The following is a 24,173-nucleotide window of genomic DNA, read 5'->3' as shown; positions in this document are numbered from 1 at the left end:
ATCAGCGCGAAAACCACCAGCTGAAGGCGGCGCGCGGCTCGGCTACCTGCTCAGGCGGCGCTTCGCTGCCGAGCGAACGTAGCCGCGCGGCGCCTTCGGCGATCCAGCTGCGATAATCGCTGACCGGCGTGATCGCAGTGAAGCCGCCGCAGATCCGGCGCGCCTGCGTCTTCAGCGGGCCGCTGGACCAGCTGACGATGCCGACGAGGTCACGCGAGCGGGCCCCGCTGCCGCGCAGCACCGGCCCGCCCGAATCGCCGCGGCAGGCGCCGGCCCCCGGCGTCTCGCCGCGGTTCTCGGCATCGACCGCGACCTTGACGGTGTTCTGCGTGGTGTAGTTGCCGGCATTGACGAGCTGCGTCTCGCGCAGCCGCCGTGCCGTGCGCTTGTTGTTCTCCGCCGACAAGCCGTAGCCGGCCATGGTGACGGTCTCGCCCTGCCAGAGGCCGCTGCCGAGCGTCAAAGGCTCGATATCGCGCGGCAGGGGCTGGGCCAGGCGCAGCAGCGCGAGGTCGGTGCCGGGTTGGGTGCGCGGCGTCGTTCCCGGCACGAAGCTCGGATGCGGCAGGACTGCGACCACCATCTGGCGGCGCGCCCGGAACTGGGTGTCGAGGCTGACGACGCTGATCGAGCCGCCGCCCATCAGGCAATGGGCCGCGGTGAGCACGATCTCTGGGGCGATCACCGCGCCCGAGCAAAGCTCGCCGCGACTGGTCTCGACCCGGACGGTCGAGGCGCGGGCGCCGAGCGCGTCACGTGAATCGACACCGCCGACCACGGCGAGCGCCGGCTGAGAGGCACTGATGGCCAGGAAGCAGGCAAGAGCGAGTGACGAGCGCAAGATCATGAAACGAACCAATGGACCGGCCGATCAATCTAGGCTGTGGCGCGGCACAGTCCAGTCCTTCCGTCAGCGACCGCGTGTCCAGCGTGCGGTTTCGCCCCATTTCGACAGGGTGGAATCGATCCAGCCGCGTTGCGGCGCAACCAGAACGCCCTGGCTGAGCAGCCCGCATTGGCGCCCGGAAGGGCCGGTCGACCAGCTCGTGACCGCGACGATGCCGTCATCGCCGAAGATCGGTCCGCCGGAATCGCCCTGGCAGGCGCCGGCGCCGGGGCGCTTGCCGCCGCCGGCACCGTCGGCCGCCCAGAGCAGGATGCGGCCGGGGCCGTAGGGCTCGACCGTGGTCAGCGCTGCCGAGCGATAGGTGCCCGTGCTGCGGGCTTCGCCCTCGCGGGCGACGCCGTAGCCGGCGAGCGTCACGCTGCTGCCGGCGCGTGGCAGCGAACCGTCGACAAGGCTCGCTGCGCTGAACCGGCCGGGCAGGGGCTCTGCCAGGCGGACCAGCGCGAGGTCGATCGTGCGGCGGCGGCTGCGGATCGCGCCGGCATCGAATTCCGGATGCATCGCGACTGAAGACGGCACGACGAGGACGGGCTCGCCGCCCTGGCGCCAGTGAACGCGCAATTCCGCGCCGCCGGCGGCGCAATGCGCCGCGGTGAGGATGGCGCGCGCCGATAGGACGATGCCGGTGCAAACCCCGCCGCGGGCGTTCAGAACCATCAGGGTCGAGCCGGCTTCCGGCCCGCCTTCCTGCCCGGCGACGACGGCTCGCGCCGGCAGGCTCCCGAAGCTGGCGGCGGCGCAGGCAAGGCCGATGGCGGCGATCCGGTTGGCGATGTGCATCGGGTGCTCCTCTCCGAGAGGGCGCTGAATAGCGCGCCCGGCGCCGCAGATGAACCCTCTCGGCTGCGGCTTCGCGGTCGAATCCATGAAATCGAACGAATGAAGGGAGCGCCCATGACGCCGCTTGCCCTGGGCCCACCGGTGATGGAACCGGTGACGCTCACTGAAGCCCGCCAGTTCCTGCGCCTCGATCAGACCGATGAGGACAGTTTGCTCATCACCCTTATCACGGCCGCAAGGCTGATGATCGAGGCTGCTTCGGGTCGCTGCCTGATCGAGCAGCCCTGGCGCATCGTGCTCGACCGCTGGCCGGCCGGCGGCGAGATCCGCCTGCCGCTCTCGCCGCTGCTGCGCATCGAGGCCGCGCGCGTCTACGACGTGCTCGGCGTGGCTCAGGCTGTCGCGAGTGCTTCGCTGACCATCGACAAGGCTGCCGATCCGCCGATCATCCGACTGACGGGCGAGGTGCCCGAGATCGGCCGTGCCCATGGCGCGATCGAGATCGACGTCGCCGTCGGCTTCGGGGCAACGGCTGGGGCAGTGCCCGCGCCGCTGCGGCAGGCCGTGCTGCGTCTCGCCGCACGCTGGTTCGAGCTGCGCGGGGATGTCGCCGGGCGCGATGCTCAGGCCTTGCCTGCTGCGATCGCCGCGCTGGTCGCGCCGTTTCGTCGCGGGAGGCTCTGAAGATGGCGCAGGAACTCGCTGCCATCGGCCGGATGCGGCGCCGGCTGGTGCTGGAAGCGCCGGTCGCTTCGCCGGACGGGCTGGGCGGCGCAACGCAGGTTTTCGAGGCCGTGGCCGCGCTCTGGGCGCAGGTCGAGTGGATGTCCGGCACCGAAGCCTGGCGGCAGGGCCGGTCGGAACAGTCGCGCAACTATCGCATCACGATGCGCTGGCGCGGTGACGTCGATGCCGGCCGGCGCCTGCGCGATGGCGATCGCCTGTTCGACATCCGCTCTGCCGCCGATCCCGATGGCGCGCGCCGGCGGCTGGTCTGCCTCGCCGAGGAGGTGACGCCATGAGCGACGCCATCCTGGCCCTCCGCGCTGCCGTCCAGGCGCGCCTCGTCGCCAATGCAGCTTTGACCACGCTGATCGGTCCGGACCGCGTCTTCGACGAGGCGCCGCGCACTGCGCGCGGGCTCTATGTCGTCCATGGCGAGGTCGAGGCACGCGACTGGTCGACTGGCAGCGACCGGGGCTGCGAGCAGGAGTTCGCGCTCGTCGTCTGGGCCGCGCAGAGCGGCTCGTCGCGCCAGGCGCTGGAAGCCGCAGGCCTGATCGCCGCGGCGCTCGATCAGATCGACCTCACCCTGGACGGGCATGCGCTGGTCAATCTGCGCTGGCTGTCGAGCCGGCTCGCCCGCGAAACGCGCAACGGATTGCCTCAGGTGACGATCCGCTTCCGCGCCGCCACCGAAACGCTCTAGTTCGAAAAGGAGAAGCCGCATGGCGGCACAGAAGGGCAAGGACCTGCTGCTCAAGGCGGGGGATGGTGCCGGCGGCTTCGTCACGGTTGCCGGACTGAGGGCGCGCCAGATCGCCTTCAACGCCGAGACCGTCGATGTGACGCACTCGGAATCGGCCGGGCGCTGGCGGGAATTGCTGGCGGGGGCCGGCGTGCGCCGCGCCAGCATCAGCGGCGCGGGCATCTTCAAGGACGAGGCCTCCGATGCGCTCGTCCGGCAGAGCTTCTTCGACGGGGTGATCCGGGATTGGCAGATCGTCGTGCCTGATTTCGGCACGATTTCCGGGCCGTTCCAGCTCACGGGCCTGGAGTACCGCGGCGACCATGCCGGCGAGGTCACCTTCGACCTGTCGCTGGAATCCGCCGGGCTCCTGGCCTTCGCGGCGCTCTGAGGAGGCGGTCATGGTCAATCGTCATCGCGGCGAGACCGCGCTCATGGTCTCCGGCGAAACCCTGCCGATGCGCCTGACGCTCGGCGCGCTCGCCGAGCTCGAACAGGCCTTCGCCGTCGATAGCCTCCCGGCGTTGGGCGAGCGCTTCGTCGAGGGCAGGCTCTCTGCCCGCGACATCATCCGCATCATTGCCGCGGGCCTGCGCGGAGCGGGCAGGGCGATCCGCGACGAGGATGTCGCGGAGCTCTCCTTCGATGGCGGCCTGAGCGGCGCGATCAAGGCGGCGATCGCATTGCTCGAGGCGACTTTCGGCGAGGGTGGGGACGCGGCCCCCCCTCAGCCGCCGCCGGCATAGGCGCGCCGGCGGCTTTCCCCTGGGACGAGGTGATGGCCTTCGGGCTCGGCCGTTTGGCCTGGCCGCCTGATCGCTTCTGGGCCGCGACGCCGCGCGAGATCGCGGCGGCGTTGCGAGCGCATCAGGACCTCTCCCGAAGCTCCGCCCCGGAGCGCCCGGCGCTCGCGGCGCTGATGGACGCCTTTCCTGACGCCTGAGGCGGCAATTCCAACCACCATAGCGAGAGAGTGGCCATGACGGATGATGACGGTATCGAGTCGGGAGGGCGCCTCTCGGACCTGAGGGCGATGGACCGGTTGACCCAATCGCTGAGCCGCTCCTCCGAGAGCTTCGGTAAGTCGATCGTCAGCGCCTTCTCGCGCGGCGTCGTCGAAGGTAAGCGCTTCGAGGATGTGCTGCGCAGCGTCGGACGCTCGATGACCGACAGCCTACTCAAAACCGCTCTGAAGCCGCTGCAGACCGGCCTGTCGAGCTTGTTGAGCACGGGCGTCAAGAGCCTGACGGGTCTTTTCGGAGGTATTGGCTTCGGCGGCTCCGGCGGAACGGTGCCGATCGCTCCCTTCGCCGAGGGCGGCATCGTCGCCTCGCCCTCTTATTTTCCGACCGGGCGCGGGCTCGGCCTGATGGGCGAGCGCGGCGCCGAGGCGATCATGCCGCTCGCCCGCGGTCCGGACGGGCGCCTCGGCGTGCGTGCGGGTAGCGGGCAGGGGCGGCCGCTCAGCGTCGTGGTGCAGGTCTCGACTCCCGATGCCGACAGCTTCCGCCGTTCGGAGGCGCAGGTCTCCGCGGCGATAGCCCGCGCCGTTGCGCGCGGGCGACGGGCTCTTTGAGGGAGGGGAGGCATGCCGGATTTCCATGAGGTCCGCTTTCCGCTCGATGTCGCGCGCGGCGCGCGGGGCGGGCCGGAGCGCCAGACCCAGATCGTGACGCTCGCTTCCGGGCGCGAAGTTCGAAACAGCCGCTGGGCGCATTCGCGGCGCCGTTACGATGCCGGACTCGGCATCCGCAATCTCGATGCGCTGGCGGCCGTGGTGAGCTTCTTCGAGGAGCGTCGCGGCCGGCTCCATGGTTTTCGCTGGCGCGATCAGCTCGACTGGAAGAGTTGCCCGCCCTCGCAGCAGCCGGCCGCGACCGACCAGGTCATCGGGGTCGGTGACGGTGTCGTCGCCGCCTTTCAGCTCTGCAAGGCCTATGGCTCCGGCGCGTCCGCCTATAGCCGGGAGATCACCAAGCCCTGCGCCGGCACGGTTCGGGTCGCCATGGACGGTGTCGAGCTCGCGGCCGGCGCCTTTTCCTGCAGCCTGTCGACAGGGCAGGTCACCTTCGCAGCCGGCTCGATCCCGCCTCCAGCCGCCGTCCTGACAGCCGGTTTCGCCTTCGACGTACCGGTCCGCTTCGACACCGACGCGATCGAGGTCGATCTCTCCGCCTTCGCGGCCGGCGAGATCCCGCGCGTTCCCGTGGTCGAGATCATTCCCTGAGGCCCGCCCATGCGTGACATCCCCTCCGGTCTCGCCGCTCATATCGAGACGGCCGCGACGACGCTGTGCCATTGCTGGAGCCTGACGCGCCGCGACGGGCTCGTGCTCGGTTTCACCGATCATGATCGCAAGCTGTCTTTCGAGGGCGTCGATTTCGCCGCGACGACCGGCCTCGAAGCCGCGGAAAGCGCAGCGGAACTCGGCTTCGCCATCGGCGGCGGCGAGGTTGCGGGCGCCTTCGCCGCCCTCGGGCTGAACGAGGCCGACCTGGCGCGCGGGCTCTACGATGATGCGCGCGTTCGCGTCTGGTTGGTGAACTGGGCCGATCCCGGTCAGCGCGTGCTGCTGGAGGAAGGCTTCGTCGGCGAGATCAAGCGCGGCGAAGCGAGCTTCACCGCCGAAATCCGCAGCTTCGCGAAGGCTTTCGACGAGGAGCGCGGCCGGCTCTATATGCGCTCCTGCTCGGCCGATCTCGGCGATGCGCGCTGTGGGCTCGCGCTTGTCGCGGCGGAAGCGGTGGTCGTCGAGAGCGATGGCCGCCTCTCGCTCTCGGCCGAGGGCATGGGGTCCTATGCCGATGGTCATTTTACCGGCGGCCGGTTGGTCTTCACCAGCGGCGCCAATGCCGGCTTCGCCACCGAGGTGAAGAGGCACGGCCGCGAGGGCGCGCAGGCACTGTTCCAGCTCTGGCAGGCGCCGGCTGTGCCGATCGCCCCCGGGGACGGCTTTCGGGTGACGCCGGGCTGCGACAAGAGCTTTGCGACCTGTCGCGCCAAATTCGCCAACGGCGTCAATTTCCGCGGTTTCCCGCATATGCCGACGACGGATTTCATCATCGGCGGCGTCCGCCCCGGCGACGGGGCGCTCGACGGCGGGAGCCTGTTCCGATGACGCGCGACGAAATCGTCGAGGCGGCGCGGCACTGGCTGGGCACGCCCTATCACCACCAGGCCTCGTTATGCGGTGTCGGCTGCGATTGCCTCGGGCTGGTACGCGGCGTCTGGCGCGACCTCTGCGGCGACGAGCCGGAAACGCCGCCACCCTATTCGCCGAGCTGGGCCGAAAGCCTGCGGCAGGAGACGCTCGCCTTGGCTGCCGAGCGCCACCTGCAACCGCTCGCCCTTACGGGAGCGCAACGCGGCGACGTGCTGCTGTTTCGTTGGCGCGAGCATCTGCCGGCCAAGCATTGCGCGATCCTGGCAAGCCCGGATCGCATCATCCACGCGCATGACGGTGCGGCCGTCGCCGAGGTTGCGTTCACGCCCTGGTGGCGGCGCCATCTCAGCCATGCCTTTTCTTTCCCCGGAGTGACCGACTGATGGCGACGCTTCTTCTCCAGGTTGCCGGCGCAGCTCTCGGCACGGCCCTGGGCGGGCCGGTCGGTGGCGCGATCGGTCAGGCGCTCGGCGGCCTCGCCGGTGCCAGCATCGACCAGGCCTGGCTCGGCAGCTCGGGCGGGAACAAGATCGTCGATGGGCCGCGCCTCAAGGAGGTCAATGGCCTCGCCGCGACGGAGGGCGCGGCTATCCCGCGCCTCTACGGCCGCGCGCGGCTTGGCGGGCAATTGATCTGGGCGACGCGCTTCGAGGAAGAGGTCACGGTCTCGATCACGCGCACCAAGAGCGGCGGCAAGGGCGGCAGCCGTGCGAAGAAGACCTTCGAGACGACCTATAGCTACCATGCCAATCTGGCGATCGGCCTGTGCGAGGGGCCGATCGCCTTCATCCGGCGCATCTGGGTCGACGGGCGCGAACTCGATGTCCAGACTGTGCAGATGCGCGTCCATCACGGCTATGAGACGCAGGAGCCCGATCCGCTGATCGCGGCGAAGGAGGCGGGCGAGGCGCCGGCCTATCGCGGCCTCGCCTATGTCGTGTTCGAACGTTTTCCGCTGGCCGATTACGGCAACCGCGTGCCGCAGTTCGACTTCGAGGTCGTGCGCGCCGTCGACGGGCTGGGCGGCATGATCCGCGCGGTGGCGCTGACGCCCGGCGCCGGTGAGTTCGTCTATGACGTCCGCCCGGTCAGCCATGAGTCCGCGCCCGGCGTCACCGAAAGCCTGACGCGCCACCAGCTCTATGGCGGCAGCGACGCCGATACCGCGCTCCATCATCTCGTGTCGCTCTGCCCCAATCTGCGCCGCGTGTCGTTGGTCGTGTCCTGGTTCGGCGACGATCTGCGTGTCGGGTCTTGCGGCGTCGCCCCCCGCGTCGAGATCCCGCACAAGCCGACGGTCGGGGCGGAGTGGTCGGTCGCCGGGCTGTCGCGGTCCTCTGCCCGTGTCGTCAGCCAGATCGGCGGCAGGCCTGCGTTCGGCGGCACTCCCTCGGACGAGAGCATCGTCGCGCTGATCCGGCGCCTGCGTGTCGATTACGGTCTGGAGGTCGTGCTTTACCCCTTCCTGATGATGGATATCCCGGCCGGCAATGGGCTGCCGGACCCCTACTCGGATGCGGCGAGCCAGCCGCGCTATCCCTGGCGGGGCCGCATCACCTGCGATCCGGCGCCGGGCGAGCCGGGAAGCCCGGAAGGCGGCGCGGCCGTCGCGGCGCAGGTCGCGTCCTTCGTCGGCACGGTTGTTCCCGCCGATATGGCCGCCGCGGGCTCGAACGTGACCTGCGCCAAACCGGATGAATGGTCCTATCGCCGGCTCGTGATGCATTGCGCCGCGTTGGCTCAGGCTGCTGGCGGCGTCGAGGGCTTCGTCATCGGTTCCGAGATGGTGGGGTTGACGCATCTGCGCGGCGCGGCCGGTTATCCGATGGTCGACGCGCTCGTGGCCATCGCACAGGACGTCAAGGCCATGCTGCCCGGCGCCACCCTGACCTATGCTGCCGACTGGACCGAATATGGCGCGGATGTCCGCGATGACGGAGAGGCGATCGATTTTCCGCTCGATCCGTTCTGGGCGTCGCCCGCAATCGGCGCGATCGGCATCGATTTCTATCCGCCGTTCTCGGACTGGCGTGATTCCGGCAGCCATGCCGATGCTGCGATCGCGCGGGGGCCGGCCGATCTGGCTCACCTGCGCCAGCGCCTGACCGCCGGCGAAGCCTATGATTGGTACTACGCCGACGAGGACGGCCGCGCCGCACAGACGCGCCTGCCGATCACCGACGGCGCCTACGGCAAGCCTTGGACCTTCCGGCCGAAGGATCTCTGGGGCTGGTGGAGCCAGGCCCATATCCGTCGTGCCGGCGGCATCGAGACGACGGCGACCCCGTTCGTGCCGGGCGCCAAGCCGATCTGGCTGACCGAGATCGGCATTCCCGCCGTCGACAAGGGCGCCAATGCGCCCAACATGTTCCCCGATCCGAAATCGGACGAAGGCGGCTATCCGCCGTTTTCCAGCGGCGCGCGTGACGATCTCGTGCAGGCGCGGGGACTGGAAGCCATCATCTCCGGCTTCGATCCGGCCCGGGTCGGCTTCGACGCTGCGCGCAATCCGATCCATCCGGTCAGCGGCATCCGCATGGTCGATCCCAACCGGATCTTCGTGTGGAACTGGGACACGCGGCCTTTCCCAGCCTTTCCCGACCTCTCCGGCATCTGGGCCGATGGAGCGAATTTCGAGACGGGTCATTGGCTGAACGGGCGCCTGGAAGGCACGCCGGTCGATCGGCTCGTCGCGAAACTGCTCGCCGATTTCGGATTGCCTGTGGCTGACCGGATTGCGGTCGACGGCTTCGTCGACGGCTATGTGCTGGATCGCCCGCTATCGGCGCGGCAGGCCCTGGAACCGCTGGCTCAGAGCTTCGGCTTCGACGCGATCATGAGCGCAGGCGCTCTGCGTTTCGAGGGCAGGGGCGGCAAGGTCTCGCGCCTGCTGGGCACGGATGATCTCGTTCCCGATCGCGATGGCGAACCCTTCACGCTCAGGCGCAGCCAGGAAACCGAGCTCCCGCTCGAACTGCGTCTTGGCTTCAGCGACAGCGAGGCAGACTACCGCAACGCCGCCGCGCGTTCGCGCCGCCTGGCCGGAGCGGCCCGGCGCGAAGTCTCCGTCGAAACCGCGATTGTGACCCGCTCCGCCGAAGGCCGGCGTCTCGCGGACCAGCGCCTGCAGGAAGCCTGGGCTGGGCGTGAAAGCCTCGAATGCGAGCTGTCTCCACGCTGCATCGCGATCGAGCCCGGGGATGTCCTGTCCGTCCCGGTCGAGTCGGGCAGCCGCCTGTTTCGTGTGACCCGCATCGCCGACGGGCCAACGCGGCGGGTGAGCGCTCGCGCCGTCGAGCCGGCGATCTATGTTTCGACGGGAACCAGCGGTGGCACGCGCCCGCCGCGAACGCCTCCGGCGTTGCCCGGACGCCCATTGGCCGTGCCGCTGGCCCTGCCGATCGTCACCGTGCAGCCGCCGCCCTTGCTGTCGCTGGCGGCTTTCGCTGCCCCCTGGCCCGGCGCTCTGGCGATCTGGCGGGCCGACGAGGCAGGCGTGTTCGATCTCGACGGTTTCGTCGAGGCGCCCTCGATCGTCGGCGAGACCCTCACGGCGCTGCCTCAGGGACCGCTCTGGCGAACGGACCGTCGTGCCGTGCTGGAGGTCAGGTTGCGCGGTGGCGTGCTCTCCTCCGTCTCGCCGGAGGCCGCGTTGGCGGGCTCGAATGCTCTGGCCCTGCTTGGAGCGGACGGCGCTGTCGAGATCGTCACGGCTGCGCAGGTCGAGTTGATCGGGCCACAGCAGTTCCGCCTGTCGGGGTTGATTCGCGGAATCGGCGGCAGTGAGGCCGCGGCGGCGCGCACCCTTCCGGCCGGCGCTCGCGTCGTCGTGCTCGATGGCGCGGCCGTCTCGTTGACGGCAGACTTGGCCGATCTCGGGCGGACGCGGCGTTATCGCGTCGGGCCTGTCCGTGACGATGTCGGCGATGCCACGATGGTGGAGTTCACGGTCCCGATCGCCGGGGAGGCGCTCGTGCCGCTATCGCCCGTCCGGCCGAAGGCGGCGAGGACGGGTGCAGGCATCGTCATCGACTGGTTGAGGCGGACGCGAATCGACGGCGATTCCTGGGATCTGGTGGAGGTGCCTCTCGGAGAGGAGGGAGAGCATTACGAACTCGGCGTGCTCGACGGCGAGGCTTTGCTTCGTACCGAAATCGTGAACGCGCCGGAATGGACCTATCCTGCTGCGCAGGAACTCGCCGATTTCGGCTCGCAGCAGCGGGAGATCGCGCTCTCGCTCCGCCAGCTCAGCGCCACGGTCGGCCGCGGGCGCGAATGGCGTGGACGAGTATCGATACGCTGATCTACTGTGAGTTGTGAACGAGGCGATGCATTCATGGCGCATTCACGCGGATGGGATTAGCCCATGTCGATGATGCCGGTCGAACCGATCCTTGCTTTTGCGCTTATCGCCTCCTCGCCGATGCCGGTGATCCGCGTCGACGATGCGACGCCGATCTCCTGCCTGTCCTCCGAAGAGACCCGCGACGCCGTCGCCGAAGGGCGCGTCATGCAGCCGGCGGAAGCCTCGCGCCATGCCCGCCACGCCGCCCCTGGCGAGGTCGTTCGCATCAGACTCTGTCGACAGGGCGAGGATTTCGTCTATGTCGTGACGACGCTGAAGCGCGACGGCCGCGTCGCGCGGGTGACGCTGGAAGGACAATCCGGCAAGATCGCCACCATCCGCTGACAGCCGTTGCGGCTTCCCCAACTGGAGCGACCCCACCGTGAGATTGCTCGTCGTCGAGGACGACAAGGACCTCAACCGCCAGATCGTGACTGCGCTTGAGAATGCCGGCTATGCCGTCGACAAGGCTTTTGACGGCGAGGAAGGCCTCTATCTCGGCGAGGCCGAGCCTTATGACGCGGTGATTCTCGACCTCGGCCTGCCGAAGGTCGATGGCGTCGCCGTGCTGCAGGGCTGGCGCCGGGCCGGCAAGACCATGCCGGTGCTGATCCTGACCGCGCGCGACCGCTGGAGCGACAAGGTCTCGGGCTTCGATGCCGGCGCCGACGACTATGTCGTGAAGCCCTTCCATATCGAGGAACTGCTGGCGCGCGTCCGGGCGTTGCTGCGACGCGCGGCGGGTCATGCCACCTCGGAGCTGGTCTGCGGCCCCGTCCGGCTCGACACCCGCGCGAGCCGGGTCGTGGTCGACGGCAATCCGGTGAAGCTGACCTCGCACGAGTACCGCCTGCTCTCCTACCTGATGCATCATCAGGGCCGGGTGGTATCGCGGACCGAGCTGGTCGAGCATCTCTACGATCAGGATTTCGATCGCGATTCCAACACGATCGAGGTCTTCGTCGGGCGCCTGCGCAAGAAGCTCGGCGTCGACATCATCGAGACCGTCCGAGGCCTCGGCTACATCGCCGCCGCCCCGGAAAAGGTCTGATCGCGGGCGATGCCGCTCAAATCCCATCGCTATTCGCTGGGAACGCGGCTGTTCTTCTCCGCGGCCGTCTGCTGCGTGCTGATCCTCGTACTGGCCGGTGTCGGCCTGACCACCTTCTACCGTCGTTCGGCCGAGCGCGGTTTCGACGAGCGGCTCTCGGTCTACATCAAGCAGCTGGTCGCGGACCTCGCTGCGCCGCCTGAGACTGAACGCCAGACGATCGGCGATCTCGGCGAGCCGCGCTTCGACCTGCCGCTCACCGGCTGGTACTGGCAGATCACAAGGCTGGACGGCGAGCGGCCGAATGTCCGCGCCTCGCGTTCCCTCGTCGGTGGGCAGCTCCCCAAGCTGCTCGATCAGCCGATCGTGCCGAACAGCCGGGGGCTGCGCGAAAGCTATGTCTCCGGCCCGGACGACCGGCTCCTGCGCATCCTGGAGCGCGAGATCGATGTGGGCGAGGATGGGCGCTTCACTGTTGCCGTTGCAGCCCCCGCCGACGAGATCGAGGGGGACATCCGGGATTTCCGCTTCGCGCTGGCGATGACCTTCCTGCTGCTTGGCATCGCCCTGGTCGCATCGACATTGGTGCAGGTCCGCTTCGGTCTGCGCCCGCTGGTGCGCCTGCGCTCTGCCGTCGGCGCCGTTCGGACGGGTGAGAACCCGCGCATCGTCGGGCAGTATCCGCCCGATCTCGCACCGCTCGCCAGCGAGCTCAACCAGCTCATCGACGCCAATCACGAAATCCTCGACCGCGCCCGCACGCAGGTCGGCAACCTCGCGCATGCACTGAAGACGCCGCTCAGCGTGATGATGAACGAGGCCGACACGAGCGGCGACGGCCAGTTGCCTCAAACCGTCCGCGCTCAGGCCGCGATCATGCGCGACCAGGTCCAGTACTATCTCGACCGGGCGCGGGCCGCGGCGCTTTCAGGCGCGCTCGGCGGCGTGACGGAAATCCCCCCCTCTCTCGATGCGCTTCTGCGTACCTTTACCAAGATCTCGCAGGGCAAGGGCATCTCCGGTTCGCACACGATCGCACCCGGCCTACGCTTCCGCGGCGAGAAGCAGGATCTGGAGGAGATGCTGGGCAATCTCCTCGACAACGCCTTCAAATGGGCCTCTTCCACCGTCGAGGTCTCGCTTGCGGTCGAAAAGGCACCTGACACCGAGCGGATCGCGCTGCTGATCGACGATGATGGCCCCGGTCTGCCGGAGGGCGCCATGGCTGAAGTCCTGAAGCGAGGTCGTCGGCTCGACGAGACCACGCCGGGATCGGGGCTCGGCCTCTCCATTGTCGTCGACATCGCCAAGCTTTATGGCGGCGGGCTCACCCTGCATCGCTCGCCGCTGGGCGGATTGAGGGCGCGGCTTGAGCTGCCTTCGGTTTAGAAGAATTCTTTGCCGCGTGACCCTTTGTCACCATGAACCCGGGCGGACGATTGGCTAAGAACGCCGCATGATGATCTGGGCCATCTTTGCAGCCATGACGGGAGCGGCGATCTTCGCCTTGCTCCGGCCGCTCAGTCATGGCCAGACGGAAGGGTTCGGCGATACGGCCGATGCCCGCAGCCTCTATCGCGCCCAGCTCAAGGAGATCGACCGCGATCTCGCACGCAAGCTGATCGGCGAGGAGGACGCGCAAGCCGCCCGTACCGAAGCCGCCCGCCGGCTTCTGCGCGCCGCTGGCGACGAAACCGGAGCCGCGGGCGAAACCGAGCCGTCCCTGCGTCGCCGCCGGGCAAGCTCCGCCTTGATGCTCTCGGTCGTGCCTTTGCTCGCCCTCCTGATCTACGGGCTCTACGGCTCGCCGAACCTGCCTGACCAGCCGCTGGCGGCACGGCTGGAAAAGGCCGGCCCGCAGCAGGATTTCGCGATCATCCTCGCGCGCATGGAAGCCCATCTCGCCGCCAATCCGGGCGATGCCAAGGGCTGGTCGCTGCTCGCACCGATCTATCTCCGCCAGGGCCGGTACGACGAGGCTGCGAAAGCCTTTGCCGCGGCCGCCCGCGTCGGCAAGCCCGATGCCGATCTGCTGGCGGGGCTCGGCGAGGCCCGCATCATGGAAGCTGGCGGGGTCGTCACCGCTGCTGCGCGTGAAGCCTTCGCCGAGGCCGTCAAGCTCGATCCGAAAAGTCCGCGAGCCCGTTACTACCTCGCGCTTGCCAAAGAGCAGGACGGCGATGGCGAGGGCGCGCAGGCCGCTCTCACCCAGCTATTGGCTGAGGCGCCTGCCGATGCCGACTGGGCCGGCGCCGTTCGTGCCCGTTTGGAGCGCATGCAGGCCGATGCCGGCCGCAAGGCGGTCGCAGCCCTTCCCGAAGCCGAACGCCAGCAGGCGATCAAGGCGATGGTCGACGGGTTGGCCGAGCGCCTGAGCGCAGGCGGCGGCAGCTTGCCCGAATGGAGCCGCCTGATCCGCGCCCGCACCGTCCTCGGCGACAAGCCTGCGGCGTTGCAGGCCGTAAGGACCGCGCGCGAACGCCTCGCCGAAGACAAGGACGCGCTTGCGGCCATCGACGCTCTCGCCGATGAATTGGCCTTGAAGGAGGCCGCGCCATGACGATTGCCCAGCCGACGCGGCCGCTCCCGGCGAAGCGCCGCTTCACCCGCAAGCAGCGCAGGCTGACGCTGATCGCGATGGCCGGTGCCGTGCTGTCCCTGGCCGCCGGCCTCGTCCTCTTCGCGATGCGCGACACCATCGTCTTCTTCTACGGCCCGACCGAGATCACCGAGAAGGGCGTGCTGCCCGGTACCCGTATGCGCCTCGGCGGGCTGGTCGAGGCGGGCTCGGTTCAGCGCAGCGACGGCAAGCGCGTTACCTTCGCGGTGACCGACGGCAAGACCTCGATCAGGGTCGGCTATGATGGCCTGCTGCCCGATCTCTTCCGGGAAGGGCAGGGCGTCGTCACCGAGGGCGTCTTCGAAGGCGCCGGCCGCTTCAAGGCGGACTCGGTGCTGGCGAAACATGACGAGACTTATATGCCGCGCGAAGTCGCCGATACGCTGAAGAAGCAGGGGCATTGGCAGCCGGGCGGTGCCGGCTCTCCTGCCGCTGCGCCGGCAAAGCCGTGAGCCTGATATGATCGTCGAGATCGGCCATTATGCGCTGGCGCTCGCGCTCGGCGTTTCCGTGATCCAGGCGGTGGTGCCGTTCTGGGGCGTGTTCCGGCAGGACCGGACGCTGGCCTCGGTCGGCAGCAGCGCGGCGCTGGTTTCGTTCGCGCTGGTCGCCCTGTCCTTCGCGGCTCTGGTGACGTCCTATGTCCGCTCCGATTTCTCGGTCGGCAACGTCGTCGCCAATTCCCATTCGGCGCAGCCGCTGATCTACAAACTCACTTCGGTCTGGGGCAACCACGAAGGCTCGATGCTGCTCTGGGTGCTCATCCTGACGCTGTTCGGGGCGCTCGTCGCATTGTCGCGCCGCTCGCTGCCGCCGCGCCTGCGGGCTGGGGCGCTCGCCGCGCAGGGGCTCGTCGCGGTCGCCTTCCTCGCCTTCACCCTGCTGACCTCGAACCCGTTCCAGCGATTGTCGCCTGTGCCGGCCGAAGGGCAGGACCTCAACCCGATCCTGCAGGACCTCGGCCTCGCGATCCATCCGCCGCTGCTCTATGTCGGCTATGTCGGCTTCTCGATCACCTATGCCTTCGCCGTCGCGGCGCTGATCGACGGGCGCATCGACGCGATGTGGGCGCGCGCCGTCCGGCCCTGGACGCTGCTGGCCTGGATATTCCTGACGCTCGGGATCGCGATGGGCTCGTACTGGGCCTATTACGAGCTCGGCTGGGGCGGCTGGTGGTTCTGGGACCCGGTCGAGAACGCCTCCTTCATGCCCTGGCTCGCCGGCACGGCGCTGATCCACTCGACCGTGGTGATGGAGAAGCGCGACGCGCTGAAGGTCTGGACGATCCTGCTGGCGATCCTGACCTTCTCGCTCTCGCTGCTGGGCACTTTCATCGTCCGCTCGGGCGTGCTGACCTCGGTCCATTCCTTTGCGACCGACCCGGCACGCGGCCTCTTCATCCTCCTGATCCTGATCTTCTTCGTCGGCGGCTCGCTCGCGCTTTTCGCCTGGCGCGCGCCCCTGCTGCGGCAGGGCGGCCTGTTCGCGCCGGTCTCCCGGGAGAGCGCGCTCGTCGTCAACAACGTCTTCCTGGCGACGGCCTGCGCCACCGTCTTCGTGGGCACGCTCTATCCGCTGCTGCTGGAGATGGTGACCGGCGACAAGATCTCGGTCGGCCCGCCCTTCTACAACGCGACCTTCGTGCCGGTGATGGTGCCGCTGCTGCTGATCCTGCCGCTCGGCCAGTCGCTCGCCTGGAAGCGCGGCGACCTGCTCGGCGCGGCCCAGCGCAACGCCATGGCCTTCGGGATCGCCGTCTTGGCCGCTCTCGCGCTGCTCTTCTTCACGCGCGGCGGGCCGGTTCTGGCGCCGCTCGGCGTGGGCCTCGGCGTCTTCCTCGTCCTTGCCGCCGGTTTCGATCTCGGCGAGCGCATCATGATGCGTGCCAGCGGCTGGCGGGCGATGCTGTCGCGGGCGCGCGGCCTGCCGCGTTCGGCCTGGGGCACGGCCTTCGCCCATGCCGGCGTCGGCTTGAGCATCATCGGCATCGCCGCCCAGGCCTGGAGCACCGAGGCGATCACCGTCCTGAAGCCCGGCGAGCGCCTGACCAGCGGCCGCTACACCATCGTGCTGGAAGGCATGTCGCCGCGCACCGGACCGAATTTCCGGTCCGAGGTCGCCCGCTTCCAGGTCTTCTCGGGCGATCGCGAGCTCGCGCCGGTCGAGGCCTCCAAGCGCGTCTACACGGCCCGCTCCATGCCGACGACCGAGGCCGGTATCCGCACGGACGGCCTGAGCCAGGCCTATGTCAGCCTCGGCGAAGCGCAGGATGGCGGCGTCGCGGTGCGTCTCTACGACAAGCCGTTGATCCTGCTGATCTGGATCGGTTCGCTCGTCATGGCGCTCGGCGGCGGGCTCTCGTTGACCGACCGGCGCTTCCGGCTGGCGGCGCCGAAGCGCGCTGTGCCCGTGACCGCCCCGCAGCCGGCGGAGTGAGGGCGATGCGGCGGATCGCTTTCATCTTCGGTCTGATGCTGCTGGCGGCGCCTGCGGTGCAAGCCGTGCAGCCTGACGAGATCCTGCCCAACGCGGCGCTGGAGCAGCGGGCGCGCAACATCTCCGGCGGCCTGCGCTGCCTCGTCTGTCAGAACCAGTCGATCGACGATTCCGACGCGCCGCTCGCCCGCGACCTGCGCATCCTTGTCCGGGAGCGCATCGTCGCTGGTGACGACGACAAGGCCGTGGTCGATTTCGTCGTTGCCCGCTATGGCGATTTCGTCTTGCTGCGCCCGCCGCTCAACGCGCAGACACTGCTGCTCTGGGGTGCGCCGTTCCTCATCTTGCTCGCCGGTATAGCCTTCGTCTGGCGACGCGGGCGGCAACGGATGGGTGAGGAGGCCGCTGCCACCGTGCCGCTGACCGATGAGGAGCGCAGCCGCATCGACAGGCTGCTGCGGGACGAGCAGGGCTAGCCACTGCCGTCTCGCTCGGGCTTGACCCGAGCATCTCTCGCCGAAGGAGGCTGCGATGCTCTTCCGGCCTGAGATTCTCGGGTCAAGCCCGAGAATGACGCCTCGGCCCCGCGCCGCAACCTTACGAAAGCGTCATCTTCAGGCCAAAGCCGCGTAAGGCGGCCGGCGTCATGGTTCTCGTCACGAGCAGGGGAAAGCGCCCTGTCGCTCCACGAGGTTCAGATCATGACGACAAAGAACGACACCCGGAAGTCCATTCTCAAGCGCGGCGCGCTTCTGGCGGGCACCGCCATCCTTGGCATCGGCCTCGCCGCCGGCATCGCCGACAGCGCCCTGATGCAGAACCACAACGCCGTTGCCCAGCCGATCCAGCTCTCGGGCGCGCAGACCGCGCTGCCCTCCTTCGCCGACCTCGTCGAGAAGGTGAAGCCGGCTGTTGTCTCGGTCCGCGTCAAGACGCAGGCCGCTGCTGCCGGCGACGAGCAGAATCTCGATGACCTGCCGCCGCAGCTGCGCCGCTTCTTCCGCGAGCGCGGCGAGGGCTCTGCCCCGAGCAAGCCGCAGCCGCGTCAGGGCATGGCCCAGGGCTCGGGCTTCTTCGTCAGCCAGGACGGCTATGTCGTGACCAACAACCACGTCGTCGAGAACGCCGTCGAGGTCCAGCTCGTCACCGACTCCGGCAAGACGCTGGATGCCAAGGTGGTCGGCACCGATCCGCGCACCGATCTGGCCCTGCTGAAGGTCAAGGATGCCGGCGACTACGCCTTCGTGCAGCTTGCCGACGGCAAGGCGCGCATCGGTGACTGGGTGCTGGCGATCGGCAATCCGTTCGGCCTCGGCGGCACGGTCACGGCCGGCATCGTCTCGGCGCAGGGCCGCGATATCGGCTCGGGCCCCTATGACGACTTCATCCAGATCGACGCGCCGATCAACCGCGGCAACTCGGGTGGCCCGACCTTCAACCAGAAGGGTGAGGTCGTCGGCGTCAACACCGCCATCTTCTCGCCCTCCGGCGGCAATGTCGGCATCGCCTTCGCGATCCCGGCCTCCACCGTCAAGCAGGTGGTCGAGTCGCTGAAGAAGGACGGCACGGTGGCGCGCGGCTTCATCGGCGTGCAGATCCAGCCGGTCACGACCGAGATGGCCGACGCCATCGGCCTGAAGGACGCCAAGGGCGCGCTCGTCGCCGAGGCGCAGGGCAACGGCCCTGCCGCCAAGGCCGGCATCCGCCGCGGCGACACCATCACCGCTGTGAACGGCGAGGCGATCAAGGACGCTCGCGAGCTGTCGCGCAAGATCGCGACCTTCGCGCCGGGCGCCAAGGCCACGATCACGCTCTTCCGCGAAGGCAAGTCGCGGGACGTGACCTTCGAGGTCGGCCGCCAGCCGGCGGCCTGAACCGGAAGTGCATCGGGCTTCCCCGGAAAGCTGCCCTGCTTTCCGGTCCGATGCTGAGCAGGGTCCCTTCGGTTTCCTGTCGCCCCAGCCGAGGGACCTTGCCGTCGCGGCGGCAGGCCGGATGCGTATCATCCGGCCTGCCGTTCTCGCGTTTGATAGGCTAGGGTTGATCCATGCGACTCCTGATCGTCGAAGATGATGCCGAGGCTGCGGCCTACCTGACCAAGGCGTTCCGCGAGGTCGGCCATGTCGCTGACCATGCCGCGGACGGGTTGGAAGGCTATGCCATGGCCGAGGGCGGCGGTTATGACGTGCTGGTCATCGACCGGATGCTGCCGCGCCTCGACGGGCTCTCCCTGATCCGCTCGCTGCGCGAGCAGAAGGACGATACTCCCGCGCTGATCCTCTCCGCGCTCGCCCAGGTCGATGACCGGGTGAAGGGCCTGCGTGCCGGCGGCGACGATTATCTCCCCAAGCCCTATGCCTTCTCGGAGCTTCTGGCCCGTGTCGAGGTGCTGGCCCGCCGGCGCAGTGCGCCCGCCTCGGAGCCGACGACCTACCGCGTCGGTGAACTGGTGCTCGACCGGCTCGCCCATCGCGTTACCCGCGAGAGCCAGGAGATCGTGCTGCAGCCGCGCGAATTCAGGTTGCTCGAATATCTGATGAAGCATGCCGGCCAGGTCGTGACCCGCACCATGCTGCTGGAGAACGTCTGGGATTATCATTTCGATCCCCAGACCAATGTCATCGACGTGCATGTCAGCCGCCTGCGCGCCAAGGTCGACAAGGGCTTCGAGCAGCCGATGATCCACACCATCCGCGGCGCCGGATACCTGGTCCGTGATAGCGCGCGCTGACGCCTCCCCGCATAAGCGCCAGCGCTTCCTGCCGACGCTGTTCCGCACGACCGCCTTCAAGCTGACGGCGGCCTATCTCGTCATCTTCGCGCTCTTTGCGGCGTTTGCGCTCGGCTATGTCGCCTGGAACGCGCAGCGCCTGCTGACCGACCAGATCCGCTCGACCATCGATGCCGAGATCCAGGGCCTGGCCGAGCAGCAGCGTCAGGGTGGCATCCGCCGTCTCGTCAACATCATCGAGCGCCGCTCGCGGGCGCCGGGCGCCTCGCTCTATCTCGTCACCACGCCAGTCGGCGAGCGCATCGCCGGCAATGTCGAGGCGATCCCGCCCGGCACGCTCGACCGCACCGGCGAGAGCGAGATCGAATATGCCCGCTCCAGCGAGACGGTCGACACGCCGAGCCGCGCGCTCGTGCGGGTCTACATGCTTCCGGCCGGCTTTCGCCTTCTCGTCGGCCGCGACCTCGAGGAGCGCGACCGGCTTGGCATCGTCATCCGCCGCGCCGCCGGCTGGTCGCTGGCTTTGGTCTTCGTCCTCGGCTGCTTCGCCAGCTGGTTCGTGGCGCGGCGCGTGCTGAAGCGCATCGACGGCATGACCGAGACCGCGCATGGCATCATGGCGGGTGACCTGAAGGGCAGGCTCGCCATCACCGGCACGGGCGACGAGCTCGATCGGCTGGCGCTCAACCTCAACGCCATGCTCGACCGCATCGGCGAGTTGATGGCCGGCATGCAGCAGGTCACCGACAACATCGCCCATGACCTCAAGACGCCGCTGACACGCCTGCGCAACCGCGCCGAGGAGGCGCTGCGCACGGCCAAATCGCCGGATGAACTGCGGGCCGCGCTCGATGGCGCGATCGAGGAGGCGGACAACCTGATCCGCGTCTTCAACGCGCTCCTGATGATCGCGCGGCTGGAGGCCGGCCGCATCAGCGAGAACATGAGCGAACTCGACCTGTCCGAAGTGGTCTTGGGCCTCGCCGAGCTCTACGAGCCCCTCGCCGAGGAAGCCGGCCTCTCGCTCGCCTGCGCGGTCGAGCCGGGCCTGAAGGTGCATGGCAACCGCGAGCTGATCGGGCAGGCCCTGAACAACCTGATCGACAACGCCCTGAAATACGGCACACCGGAGCAAGGCGGCGACGGCACGGTTACGGTCTCGGCGCGGCAGATCGGCGATCAGGTCGAGCTTGCCGTCGCCGATCGCGGCCCCGGTATCCCGGAGGCCGATCGCGGCCGCGTGCTCGACCGTTTCGTGCGGCTCGATGCCAGCCGCAGCAAGCCGGGCTTCGGGCTTGGCCTCTCGCTGGCGTCCGGTGTGGTGCGGCTCCATGGCGGCCAGATCAGGCTGGAGGACAATGCGCCGGGCCTGCGCGTGGTCATCCTCCTGCCGGCCGGCAGTCCGAAGCCTGTGGACACGCCGGCCCTCGTGGAGCCAGCCGCCTCGACAGCGGCGCCAAACCCTGCTGGCCTGCCCACCCACTAAAGGGTTGTATGTCCGAGCCCTCATCCTGAGGAGCGCTTCGTAGAAGCGCGTCTCGAAGGATGCTTCAGATGGTTCAAAAAGGCCTCCTGGAACATCCTTCGAGACGCCATTCCCTTGGGAATGGCTCCTCAGGATGAGGGCTCGACATTGGCTGCGAGGGAGTTCGCAATGGCGGAACGGCTCTGTGACAGGCTCGAGGCTGCGCCGGTCCTGCCGGCGAAGGCCAAGGCCGAGGCGCTGCTGAAGCGCGAGCTGATCGAGCGGCTCCATGACGAGGAAGCGGCCGGGGCGCTGAGCGCGCATCTGGCCGAGCATCCGCGCAGCGCGGCGCTCATCGCCGGCATCCTCGCCCATTCGCCCTTCCTGACGCAGATCATGCGCTTCGATCCGGCCGGTTTGCTTGCCGCCTTGACGGACGCGCCGGAGGCGCGCCGCGACACGCTGCTCGCCGGCATCGCGGCCTTTGCCGGCGCCGGCTGCGAAACCGCCGACCTGATGCGGGAACTGCGCCGCTTCCGCCGCTCGATGGCGCTCCTGATCGCGTTGGCCGATATCGGCGGCGCCTGGGATGTCGAGACCGTGACGGCCGCTCTTACCGCGACTGCCGACATGGCGACGCAGCTCGCGACCAACCATGTCCTGCGCCAGGCGGCCGATCTCGGCCGGATCAATCTCGCCGATCCCGCCAATCCGGGGCTCGGATCCGGTCTCGTCGTGCTGGCGCTCGGCAAGCACGGTGCCGGCGAGCTGAACTATTCTTCCGATATCGACATCGTCGTGTTCTTCGACCCGGAGGCGGCTGAAGCGGCCGGCGTCGGCGAGCCCACGAGCTTCTTCGTCAAGCTGACCCAGCAGATCGCACGCATCATCCAGGAGCGCACGCCGGACGGCTATGTCTTCCGCGTCGACCTGCGCCTGCGGCCGGACCCGGCCTCGACCCATGTCGCGGTCTCGCTGCCCTCGGCCTATTCCTATTACGAGACGGTCGGCCAGAACTGGGAACGCGCCGCCATGATCAAGGCCCGGCCCATTGCCGGGGACATCGAGGTTGGCCGGCGCTTCCTGAAAGACCTCGCGCCCTTCATCTGGCGCAAGTATTTCGACTTCGCGACCATCGCCGACATTCACGCGATGAAGCGCCAGATCCAGACGGTGAAGGGCCACGAGACCATTGCGGTCGCCGGCCACAACGTGAAGCTCGGGCGCGGCGGCATCCGCGAGATCGAGTTCTTCGTCCAGACCCAGCAACTCGTCTTCGGCGGCCGCCGCCCGGCTTTACGCGGCCCGCGCACGCTGGAGATGCTCGGCGAATTGACGACCGAGGGCTGGATCACGCCGCAGGCCCGCGACGAACTCTCCGAATCCTATCGCTGGCTGCGCACCATCGAGCACCGCCTGCAGATGCAGGCCGACGAGCAGACGCAGACCCTGCCCAAGGCGGCGGCCGAACTCGAAGGCTTCGCCCGCTTCTGCGGCTATCCCTCGACGGCCGCCTTCGGCAAGGCGCTGACGGCGCATGCGAAGCGCGTCGAGGGGCATTATGCCCTGCTCTTCGAGGAAGGGCCGAGCCTCGCTTCCGAAGCCGGCACGCTGAGCTTCACCGGCTCGGAGGCCGATCCCGAGACGATCGAAACGCTGGGCAAGCTCGGCTTCCGCGATGGTGCCACCGCAGCGGAAACGGTGCGCGGCTGGCACTTCGGCCGCCGCGCAGCCGTGACCAGCGCCCGTGCCCGCGAGGTGCTGACGGAACTGACGCCTGCGCTGCTCGTCGCGCTCGGCCGCACCGCCGATCCCGATGGTGCGCTCGCCCATCTCGACAACGCCTTCGTCCGCATGCCGGCTGCGGTGGAATTGCTGACGCTGCTGCGCTCGCATGATTCCCTGCTGACGCTCTTCGCCGAGATTCTTGGCAGCGCGCCGCGCCTCGCCAAGGTCGCGGCCCTGCACCCGCATGTGCTCGACGGCGTCATCGATCCCGCCTTCGGACAGGCGGTGCTCGATGTCGAAGCGTTGGAGCGCCGCATCCGCAACTATGTCGGCTCGCCGCCGCCGAGCGTCGAGGACGGGCTCGATCGCCTGCGCGACGCGGCCCGGCAGGAGAATTTCCTGGTCGGCGCCCGCTTGCTCTCCGGCGTCTATCCCGCGCAAGGGGCAGGGCAGGCCTATTGCGCGGTGGCGGAAGCCTGCCTGCGCGTCGCCTTTGCCGATACGCGCCGGTCCTTCATCGAGGATCACGGAACCATCGAGGGCGCGGAGACGGTGGTGCTCGGCCTCGGCCGGCTCGGCGCGGGCGAGCTGACGCCCTCATCCGATCTCGACCTGATCCTGCTCTATGACCGACCGGAGGAGGCAGGATCGAGCGACGGCGCCAAGAGCCTCGATCCCGTCACCTGGCATGTCCGCTTCACCCAGCGCCTCGTCGCGGCGCTGACCGTGCCGACGCGGCGCGGCACGCTCTATCAGGTCGACATGCGCCTGCGCCCGACCGGCAACAAGAGCCCGGCCGCGACCCAGTTCGCCGGCTTCGAGGCCTATCATTCCGGCGAGGCCGAGATCTGGGAGGAGATGGCGCTGACCCGCGCCCGCGTCGTCGCTGGCGATGCAGGCCTGGCGAAGCGGGCCGAGGCCTCGATCCGCGCAATCCTCTCGCGCAAGCGCGAGCCCGCCAAGGTCGCGGCGGCCGTCGCCGAGATGCGCGCGCTCATCGCCAAGGAGAAGGGCGAGAAGGACCCCTGGGACCTGAAGCTCGCCGCCGGCGGCATCACCGATCTCGATTTCCTCGCCCAGTTCCTCGTGCTGGCCTATGCCAGCGAGAACCCCGGCCTGATCGTCAACGACACGGCCTCGGTCTTCGCCGCGGCCAAGGCTGCCGGCCTGCTCTCGGATGGCGATGCCTCGGTCCTGCTGGAGGCGCATCGCCTGATCGGCGACGTCCAGCTCTGGCAGCGCTTCACGGTCGAGGAGGCTTTCGACCCCAAGGCCGTGCCGCCCCGGGTGCTGCGCCGGATCGCGACGGCGGTCGGCCGTCCGGATGCGAAGGTGCTGAAGGCAGAGCTGGACGAGGTCCGTTCCAGCGTGCGGGCGATCTTCACGCGCGTGCTGGGCGAAGCGCGGAAGGGGAGTTAGGCGTCATTCTCGGGCTTGACCCGAGAATTTCAGAACGAGGGGGCGCGGGAGCCCCTTCCG

24 protein-coding genes are annotated in these 24,173 nt (G+C 68.8%); 22 read left to right on the top strand and 2 right to left on the bottom strand.

The genetic code is table 11. The features are described 5' to 3' along the window. Window position 1 precedes the first annotated feature (1 nt). Both AC3WMA_RS03645 and AC3WMA_RS03640 read right to left on the bottom strand, forming a co-directional pair. Window positions 2-847, bottom strand: a complete 846-nt coding sequence (locus tag AC3WMA_RS03645; protein ID WP_492284037.1) for a S1 family peptidase — start codon at window positions 845-847, stop codon at window positions 2-4. A 63-nt stretch (window positions 848-910) separates the two neighbouring features. Next, window positions 911-1,687, bottom strand: a complete 777-nt coding sequence (locus tag AC3WMA_RS03640) for a S1 family peptidase (protein WP_492284036.1) — start codon at window positions 1,685-1,687, stop codon at window positions 911-913. A gap of 114 nt (window positions 1,688-1,801) precedes the next feature. Here AC3WMA_RS03640 and AC3WMA_RS03635 point away from each other — a divergent pair, with 114 nt between their 5' ends. From AC3WMA_RS03635 to AC3WMA_RS03530, 22 genes are all read left to right on the top strand, one after another. Further along, window positions 1,802-2,371: a head-tail connector protein gene (locus tag AC3WMA_RS03635; RefSeq protein WP_492284035.1), complete on the top strand. Its 570-nt coding sequence runs from the start codon at window positions 1,802-1,804 to the stop codon at window positions 2,369-2,371. A 2-nt stretch (window positions 2,372-2,373) separates the two neighbouring features. Next, window positions 2,374-2,709: a phage head closure protein gene (locus AC3WMA_RS03630; protein ID WP_492284034.1), complete on the top strand. Its 336-nt coding sequence runs from the start codon at window positions 2,374-2,376 to the stop codon at window positions 2,707-2,709. Continuing rightward, on the top strand, window positions 2,706-3,116 hold the full coding sequence (locus AC3WMA_RS03625; protein ID WP_492284033.1) for a DUF3168 domain-containing protein: 411 nt from the start codon (window positions 2,706-2,708) through the stop codon (window positions 3,114-3,116). Before AC3WMA_RS03630 ends, AC3WMA_RS03625 begins: the two co-directional genes overlap by 4 nt. Before the next feature lie 19 nt (window positions 3,117-3,135). Further along, the gene (locus AC3WMA_RS03620) at window positions 3,136-3,546 is read left to right on the top strand and encodes a phage major tail protein, TP901-1 family (RefSeq protein WP_492284032.1); all 411 of its coding nucleotides are present in this window, start codon (window positions 3,136-3,138) and stop codon (window positions 3,544-3,546) included. 10 nt (window positions 3,547-3,556) lie between these two features. Next, window positions 3,557-3,901, top strand: coding sequence for a gene transfer agent family protein (locus AC3WMA_RS03615; RefSeq protein WP_492284031.1), 345 nt, complete (start codon window positions 3,557-3,559; stop codon window positions 3,899-3,901). Then, window positions 3,838-4,098 (top strand): phage tail assembly chaperone, encoded by a 261-nt coding sequence (locus AC3WMA_RS03610; RefSeq protein ID WP_492284738.1) that lies wholly within the window; start codon window positions 3,838-3,840, stop codon window positions 4,096-4,098. Before AC3WMA_RS03615 ends, AC3WMA_RS03610 begins: the two co-directional genes overlap by 64 nt. 36 nt (window positions 4,099-4,134) lie before the next feature. Continuing rightward, complete coding sequence (locus tag AC3WMA_RS03605) at window positions 4,135-4,731, top strand: phage tail tape measure protein (protein ID WP_492284030.1); 597 nt, start codon at window positions 4,135-4,137, stop codon at window positions 4,729-4,731. Between the two features lie 12 nt (window positions 4,732-4,743). Continuing rightward, a complete protein-coding gene (locus AC3WMA_RS03600) occupies window positions 4,744-5,382 on the top strand; it encodes a phage distal tail protein, Rcc01695 family (RefSeq protein WP_492284029.1) in 639 nt (212 codons plus the stop codon). A gap of 9 nt (window positions 5,383-5,391) precedes the next feature. Beyond that, window positions 5,392-6,273 carry a phage/gene transfer agent baseplate hub protein gene (locus tag AC3WMA_RS03595; RefSeq protein WP_492284028.1) on the top strand — a complete coding sequence of 294 codons (882 nt, stop codon included), beginning with the start codon at window positions 5,392-5,394 and terminating at the stop codon, window positions 6,271-6,273. Then, a complete protein-coding gene (locus AC3WMA_RS03590) occupies window positions 6,270-6,701 on the top strand; it encodes an NlpC/P60 family protein (protein WP_492284027.1) in 432 nt (143 codons plus the stop codon). The genes AC3WMA_RS03595 and AC3WMA_RS03590 overlap by 4 nt, the downstream gene beginning before the upstream one ends. Then, window positions 6,701-10,621 (top strand): baseplate multidomain protein megatron, encoded by a 3,921-nt coding sequence (locus tag AC3WMA_RS03585; protein WP_492284026.1) that lies wholly within the window; start codon window positions 6,701-6,703, stop codon window positions 10,619-10,621. The genes AC3WMA_RS03590 and AC3WMA_RS03585 overlap by 1 nt, the downstream gene beginning before the upstream one ends. A gap of 63 nt (window positions 10,622-10,684) precedes the next feature. Then, window positions 10,685-11,008 carry a PepSY domain-containing protein gene (locus AC3WMA_RS03580; RefSeq protein WP_492284025.1) on the top strand — a complete coding sequence of 108 codons (324 nt, stop codon included), beginning with the start codon at window positions 10,685-10,687 and terminating at the stop codon, window positions 11,006-11,008. 37 nt (window positions 11,009-11,045) lie between these two features. After that, on the top strand, window positions 11,046-11,714 hold the full coding sequence (locus tag AC3WMA_RS03575; RefSeq protein WP_257734675.1) for a response regulator transcription factor: 669 nt from the start codon (window positions 11,046-11,048) through the stop codon (window positions 11,712-11,714). A gap of 9 nt (window positions 11,715-11,723) precedes the next feature. Continuing rightward, complete coding sequence (locus AC3WMA_RS03570) at window positions 11,724-13,103, top strand: ATP-binding protein (RefSeq protein ID WP_492284024.1); 1,380 nt, start codon at window positions 11,724-11,726, stop codon at window positions 13,101-13,103. A 67-nt stretch (window positions 13,104-13,170) separates the two neighbouring features. Then, the gene (gene ccmI / locus AC3WMA_RS03565) at window positions 13,171-14,274 is read left to right on the top strand and encodes a c-type cytochrome biogenesis protein CcmI (RefSeq protein WP_492284023.1); all 1,104 of its coding nucleotides are present in this window, start codon (window positions 13,171-13,173) and stop codon (window positions 14,272-14,274) included. Beyond that, window positions 14,271-14,786 (top strand): cytochrome c maturation protein CcmE, encoded by a 516-nt coding sequence (gene ccmE / locus AC3WMA_RS03560; protein WP_492284022.1) that lies wholly within the window; start codon window positions 14,271-14,273, stop codon window positions 14,784-14,786. The genes ccmI and ccmE overlap by 4 nt, the downstream gene beginning before the upstream one ends. A 7-nt stretch (window positions 14,787-14,793) precedes the next feature. After that, entirely contained in the window at window positions 14,794-16,770 is a 1,977-nt protein-coding gene (locus AC3WMA_RS03555) for a heme lyase CcmF/NrfE family subunit (RefSeq protein WP_492284021.1), read from the top strand. Between the two features lie 5 nt (window positions 16,771-16,775). Beyond that, complete coding sequence (locus tag AC3WMA_RS03550) at window positions 16,776-17,246, top strand: cytochrome c-type biogenesis protein (protein ID WP_492284020.1); 471 nt, start codon at window positions 16,776-16,778, stop codon at window positions 17,244-17,246. Window positions 17,247-17,471: 225 nt separating this feature from the next. Next, window positions 17,472-18,644, top strand: a complete 1,173-nt coding sequence (locus AC3WMA_RS03545; RefSeq protein WP_492284019.1) for a trypsin-like peptidase domain-containing protein — start codon at window positions 17,472-17,474, stop codon at window positions 18,642-18,644. Between the two features lie 173 nt (window positions 18,645-18,817). After that, window positions 18,818-19,501 carry a winged helix-turn-helix domain-containing protein gene (locus AC3WMA_RS03540; RefSeq protein ID WP_492284018.1) on the top strand — a complete coding sequence of 228 codons (684 nt, stop codon included), beginning with the start codon at window positions 18,818-18,820 and terminating at the stop codon, window positions 19,499-19,501. Then, entirely contained in the window at window positions 19,485-20,987 is a 1,503-nt protein-coding gene (locus AC3WMA_RS03535) for a sensor histidine kinase (RefSeq protein WP_492284017.1), read from the top strand. Before AC3WMA_RS03540 ends, AC3WMA_RS03535 begins: the two co-directional genes overlap by 17 nt. 168 nt (window positions 20,988-21,155) lie before the next feature. Next, window positions 21,156-24,113: a bifunctional [glutamine synthetase] adenylyltransferase/[glutamine synthetase]-adenylyl-L-tyrosine phosphorylase gene (locus tag AC3WMA_RS03530; RefSeq protein ID WP_492284016.1), complete on the top strand. Its 2,958-nt coding sequence runs from the start codon at window positions 21,156-21,158 to the stop codon at window positions 24,111-24,113. Window positions 24,114-24,173: the final 60 nt, after the last annotated feature.

It is taken from the genome of Allobosea sp. FW305-C-101 (assembly GCF_058783685.1).
This window is presented reverse-complemented; position numbering and strand designations above follow the sequence as displayed.

Excerpts from the sequence above, each read along its gene's own strand:
- AC3WMA_RS03620 (WP_492284032.1), top strand. The coding sequence starts at position 3,136 with ATGGCGGCACAGAAGGGCAAGGACCTGCTGCTCAAGGCGGGGGATGGT.
- AC3WMA_RS03615 (WP_492284031.1), top strand. The coding sequence starts at position 3,557 with ATGGTCAATCGTCATCGCGGCGAGACCGCGCTCATGGTCTCCGGCGAA.
- AC3WMA_RS03590 (WP_492284027.1), top strand. The coding sequence starts at position 6,270 with ATGACGCGCGACGAAATCGTCGAGGCGGCGCGGCACTGGCTGGGCACG.
- AC3WMA_RS03545 (WP_492284019.1), top strand. The coding sequence starts at position 17,472 with ATGACGACAAAGAACGACACCCGGAAGTCCATTCTCAAGCGCGGCGCG.
- AC3WMA_RS03550 (WP_492284020.1), top strand. The coding sequence starts at position 16,776 with ATGCGGCGGATCGCTTTCATCTTCGGTCTGATGCTGCTGGCGGCGCCT.
- AC3WMA_RS03635 (WP_492284035.1), top strand. The coding sequence starts at position 1,802 with ATGACGCCGCTTGCCCTGGGCCCACCGGTGATGGAACCGGTGACGCTC.
- AC3WMA_RS03595 (WP_492284028.1), top strand. The coding sequence starts at position 5,392 with ATGCGTGACATCCCCTCCGGTCTCGCCGCTCATATCGAGACGGCCGCG.
- AC3WMA_RS03530 (WP_492284016.1), top strand. The coding sequence starts at position 21,156 with ATGGCGGAACGGCTCTGTGACAGGCTCGAGGCTGCGCCGGTCCTGCCG.
- AC3WMA_RS03605 (WP_492284030.1), top strand. The coding sequence starts at position 4,135 with ATGACGGATGATGACGGTATCGAGTCGGGAGGGCGCCTCTCGGACCTG.
- ccmE (WP_492284022.1), top strand. The coding sequence starts at position 14,271 with ATGACGATTGCCCAGCCGACGCGGCCGCTCCCGGCGAAGCGCCGCTTC.
- AC3WMA_RS03625 (WP_492284033.1), top strand. The coding sequence starts at position 2,706 with ATGAGCGACGCCATCCTGGCCCTCCGCGCTGCCGTCCAGGCGCGCCTC.
- AC3WMA_RS03600 (WP_492284029.1), top strand. The coding sequence starts at position 4,744 with ATGCCGGATTTCCATGAGGTCCGCTTTCCGCTCGATGTCGCGCGCGGC.
- AC3WMA_RS03570 (WP_492284024.1), top strand. The coding sequence starts at position 11,724 with ATGCCGCTCAAATCCCATCGCTATTCGCTGGGAACGCGGCTGTTCTTC.
- AC3WMA_RS03645 (WP_492284037.1), bottom strand. The coding sequence starts at position 847 with ATGATCTTGCGCTCGTCACTCGCTCTTGCCTGCTTCCTGGCCATCAGT.
- AC3WMA_RS03540 (WP_492284018.1), top strand. The coding sequence starts at position 18,818 with ATGCGACTCCTGATCGTCGAAGATGATGCCGAGGCTGCGGCCTACCTG.
- AC3WMA_RS03585 (WP_492284026.1), top strand. The coding sequence starts at position 6,701 with ATGGCGACGCTTCTTCTCCAGGTTGCCGGCGCAGCTCTCGGCACGGCC.
- AC3WMA_RS03580 (WP_492284025.1), top strand. The coding sequence starts at position 10,685 with ATGTCGATGATGCCGGTCGAACCGATCCTTGCTTTTGCGCTTATCGCC.
- AC3WMA_RS03555 (WP_492284021.1), top strand. The coding sequence starts at position 14,794 with ATGATCGTCGAGATCGGCCATTATGCGCTGGCGCTCGCGCTCGGCGTT.
- ccmI (WP_492284023.1), top strand. The coding sequence starts at position 13,171 with ATGATGATCTGGGCCATCTTTGCAGCCATGACGGGAGCGGCGATCTTC.
- AC3WMA_RS03630 (WP_492284034.1), top strand. The coding sequence starts at position 2,374 with ATGGCGCAGGAACTCGCTGCCATCGGCCGGATGCGGCGCCGGCTGGTG.
- AC3WMA_RS03640 (WP_492284036.1), bottom strand. The coding sequence starts at position 1,687 with ATGCACATCGCCAACCGGATCGCCGCCATCGGCCTTGCCTGCGCCGCC.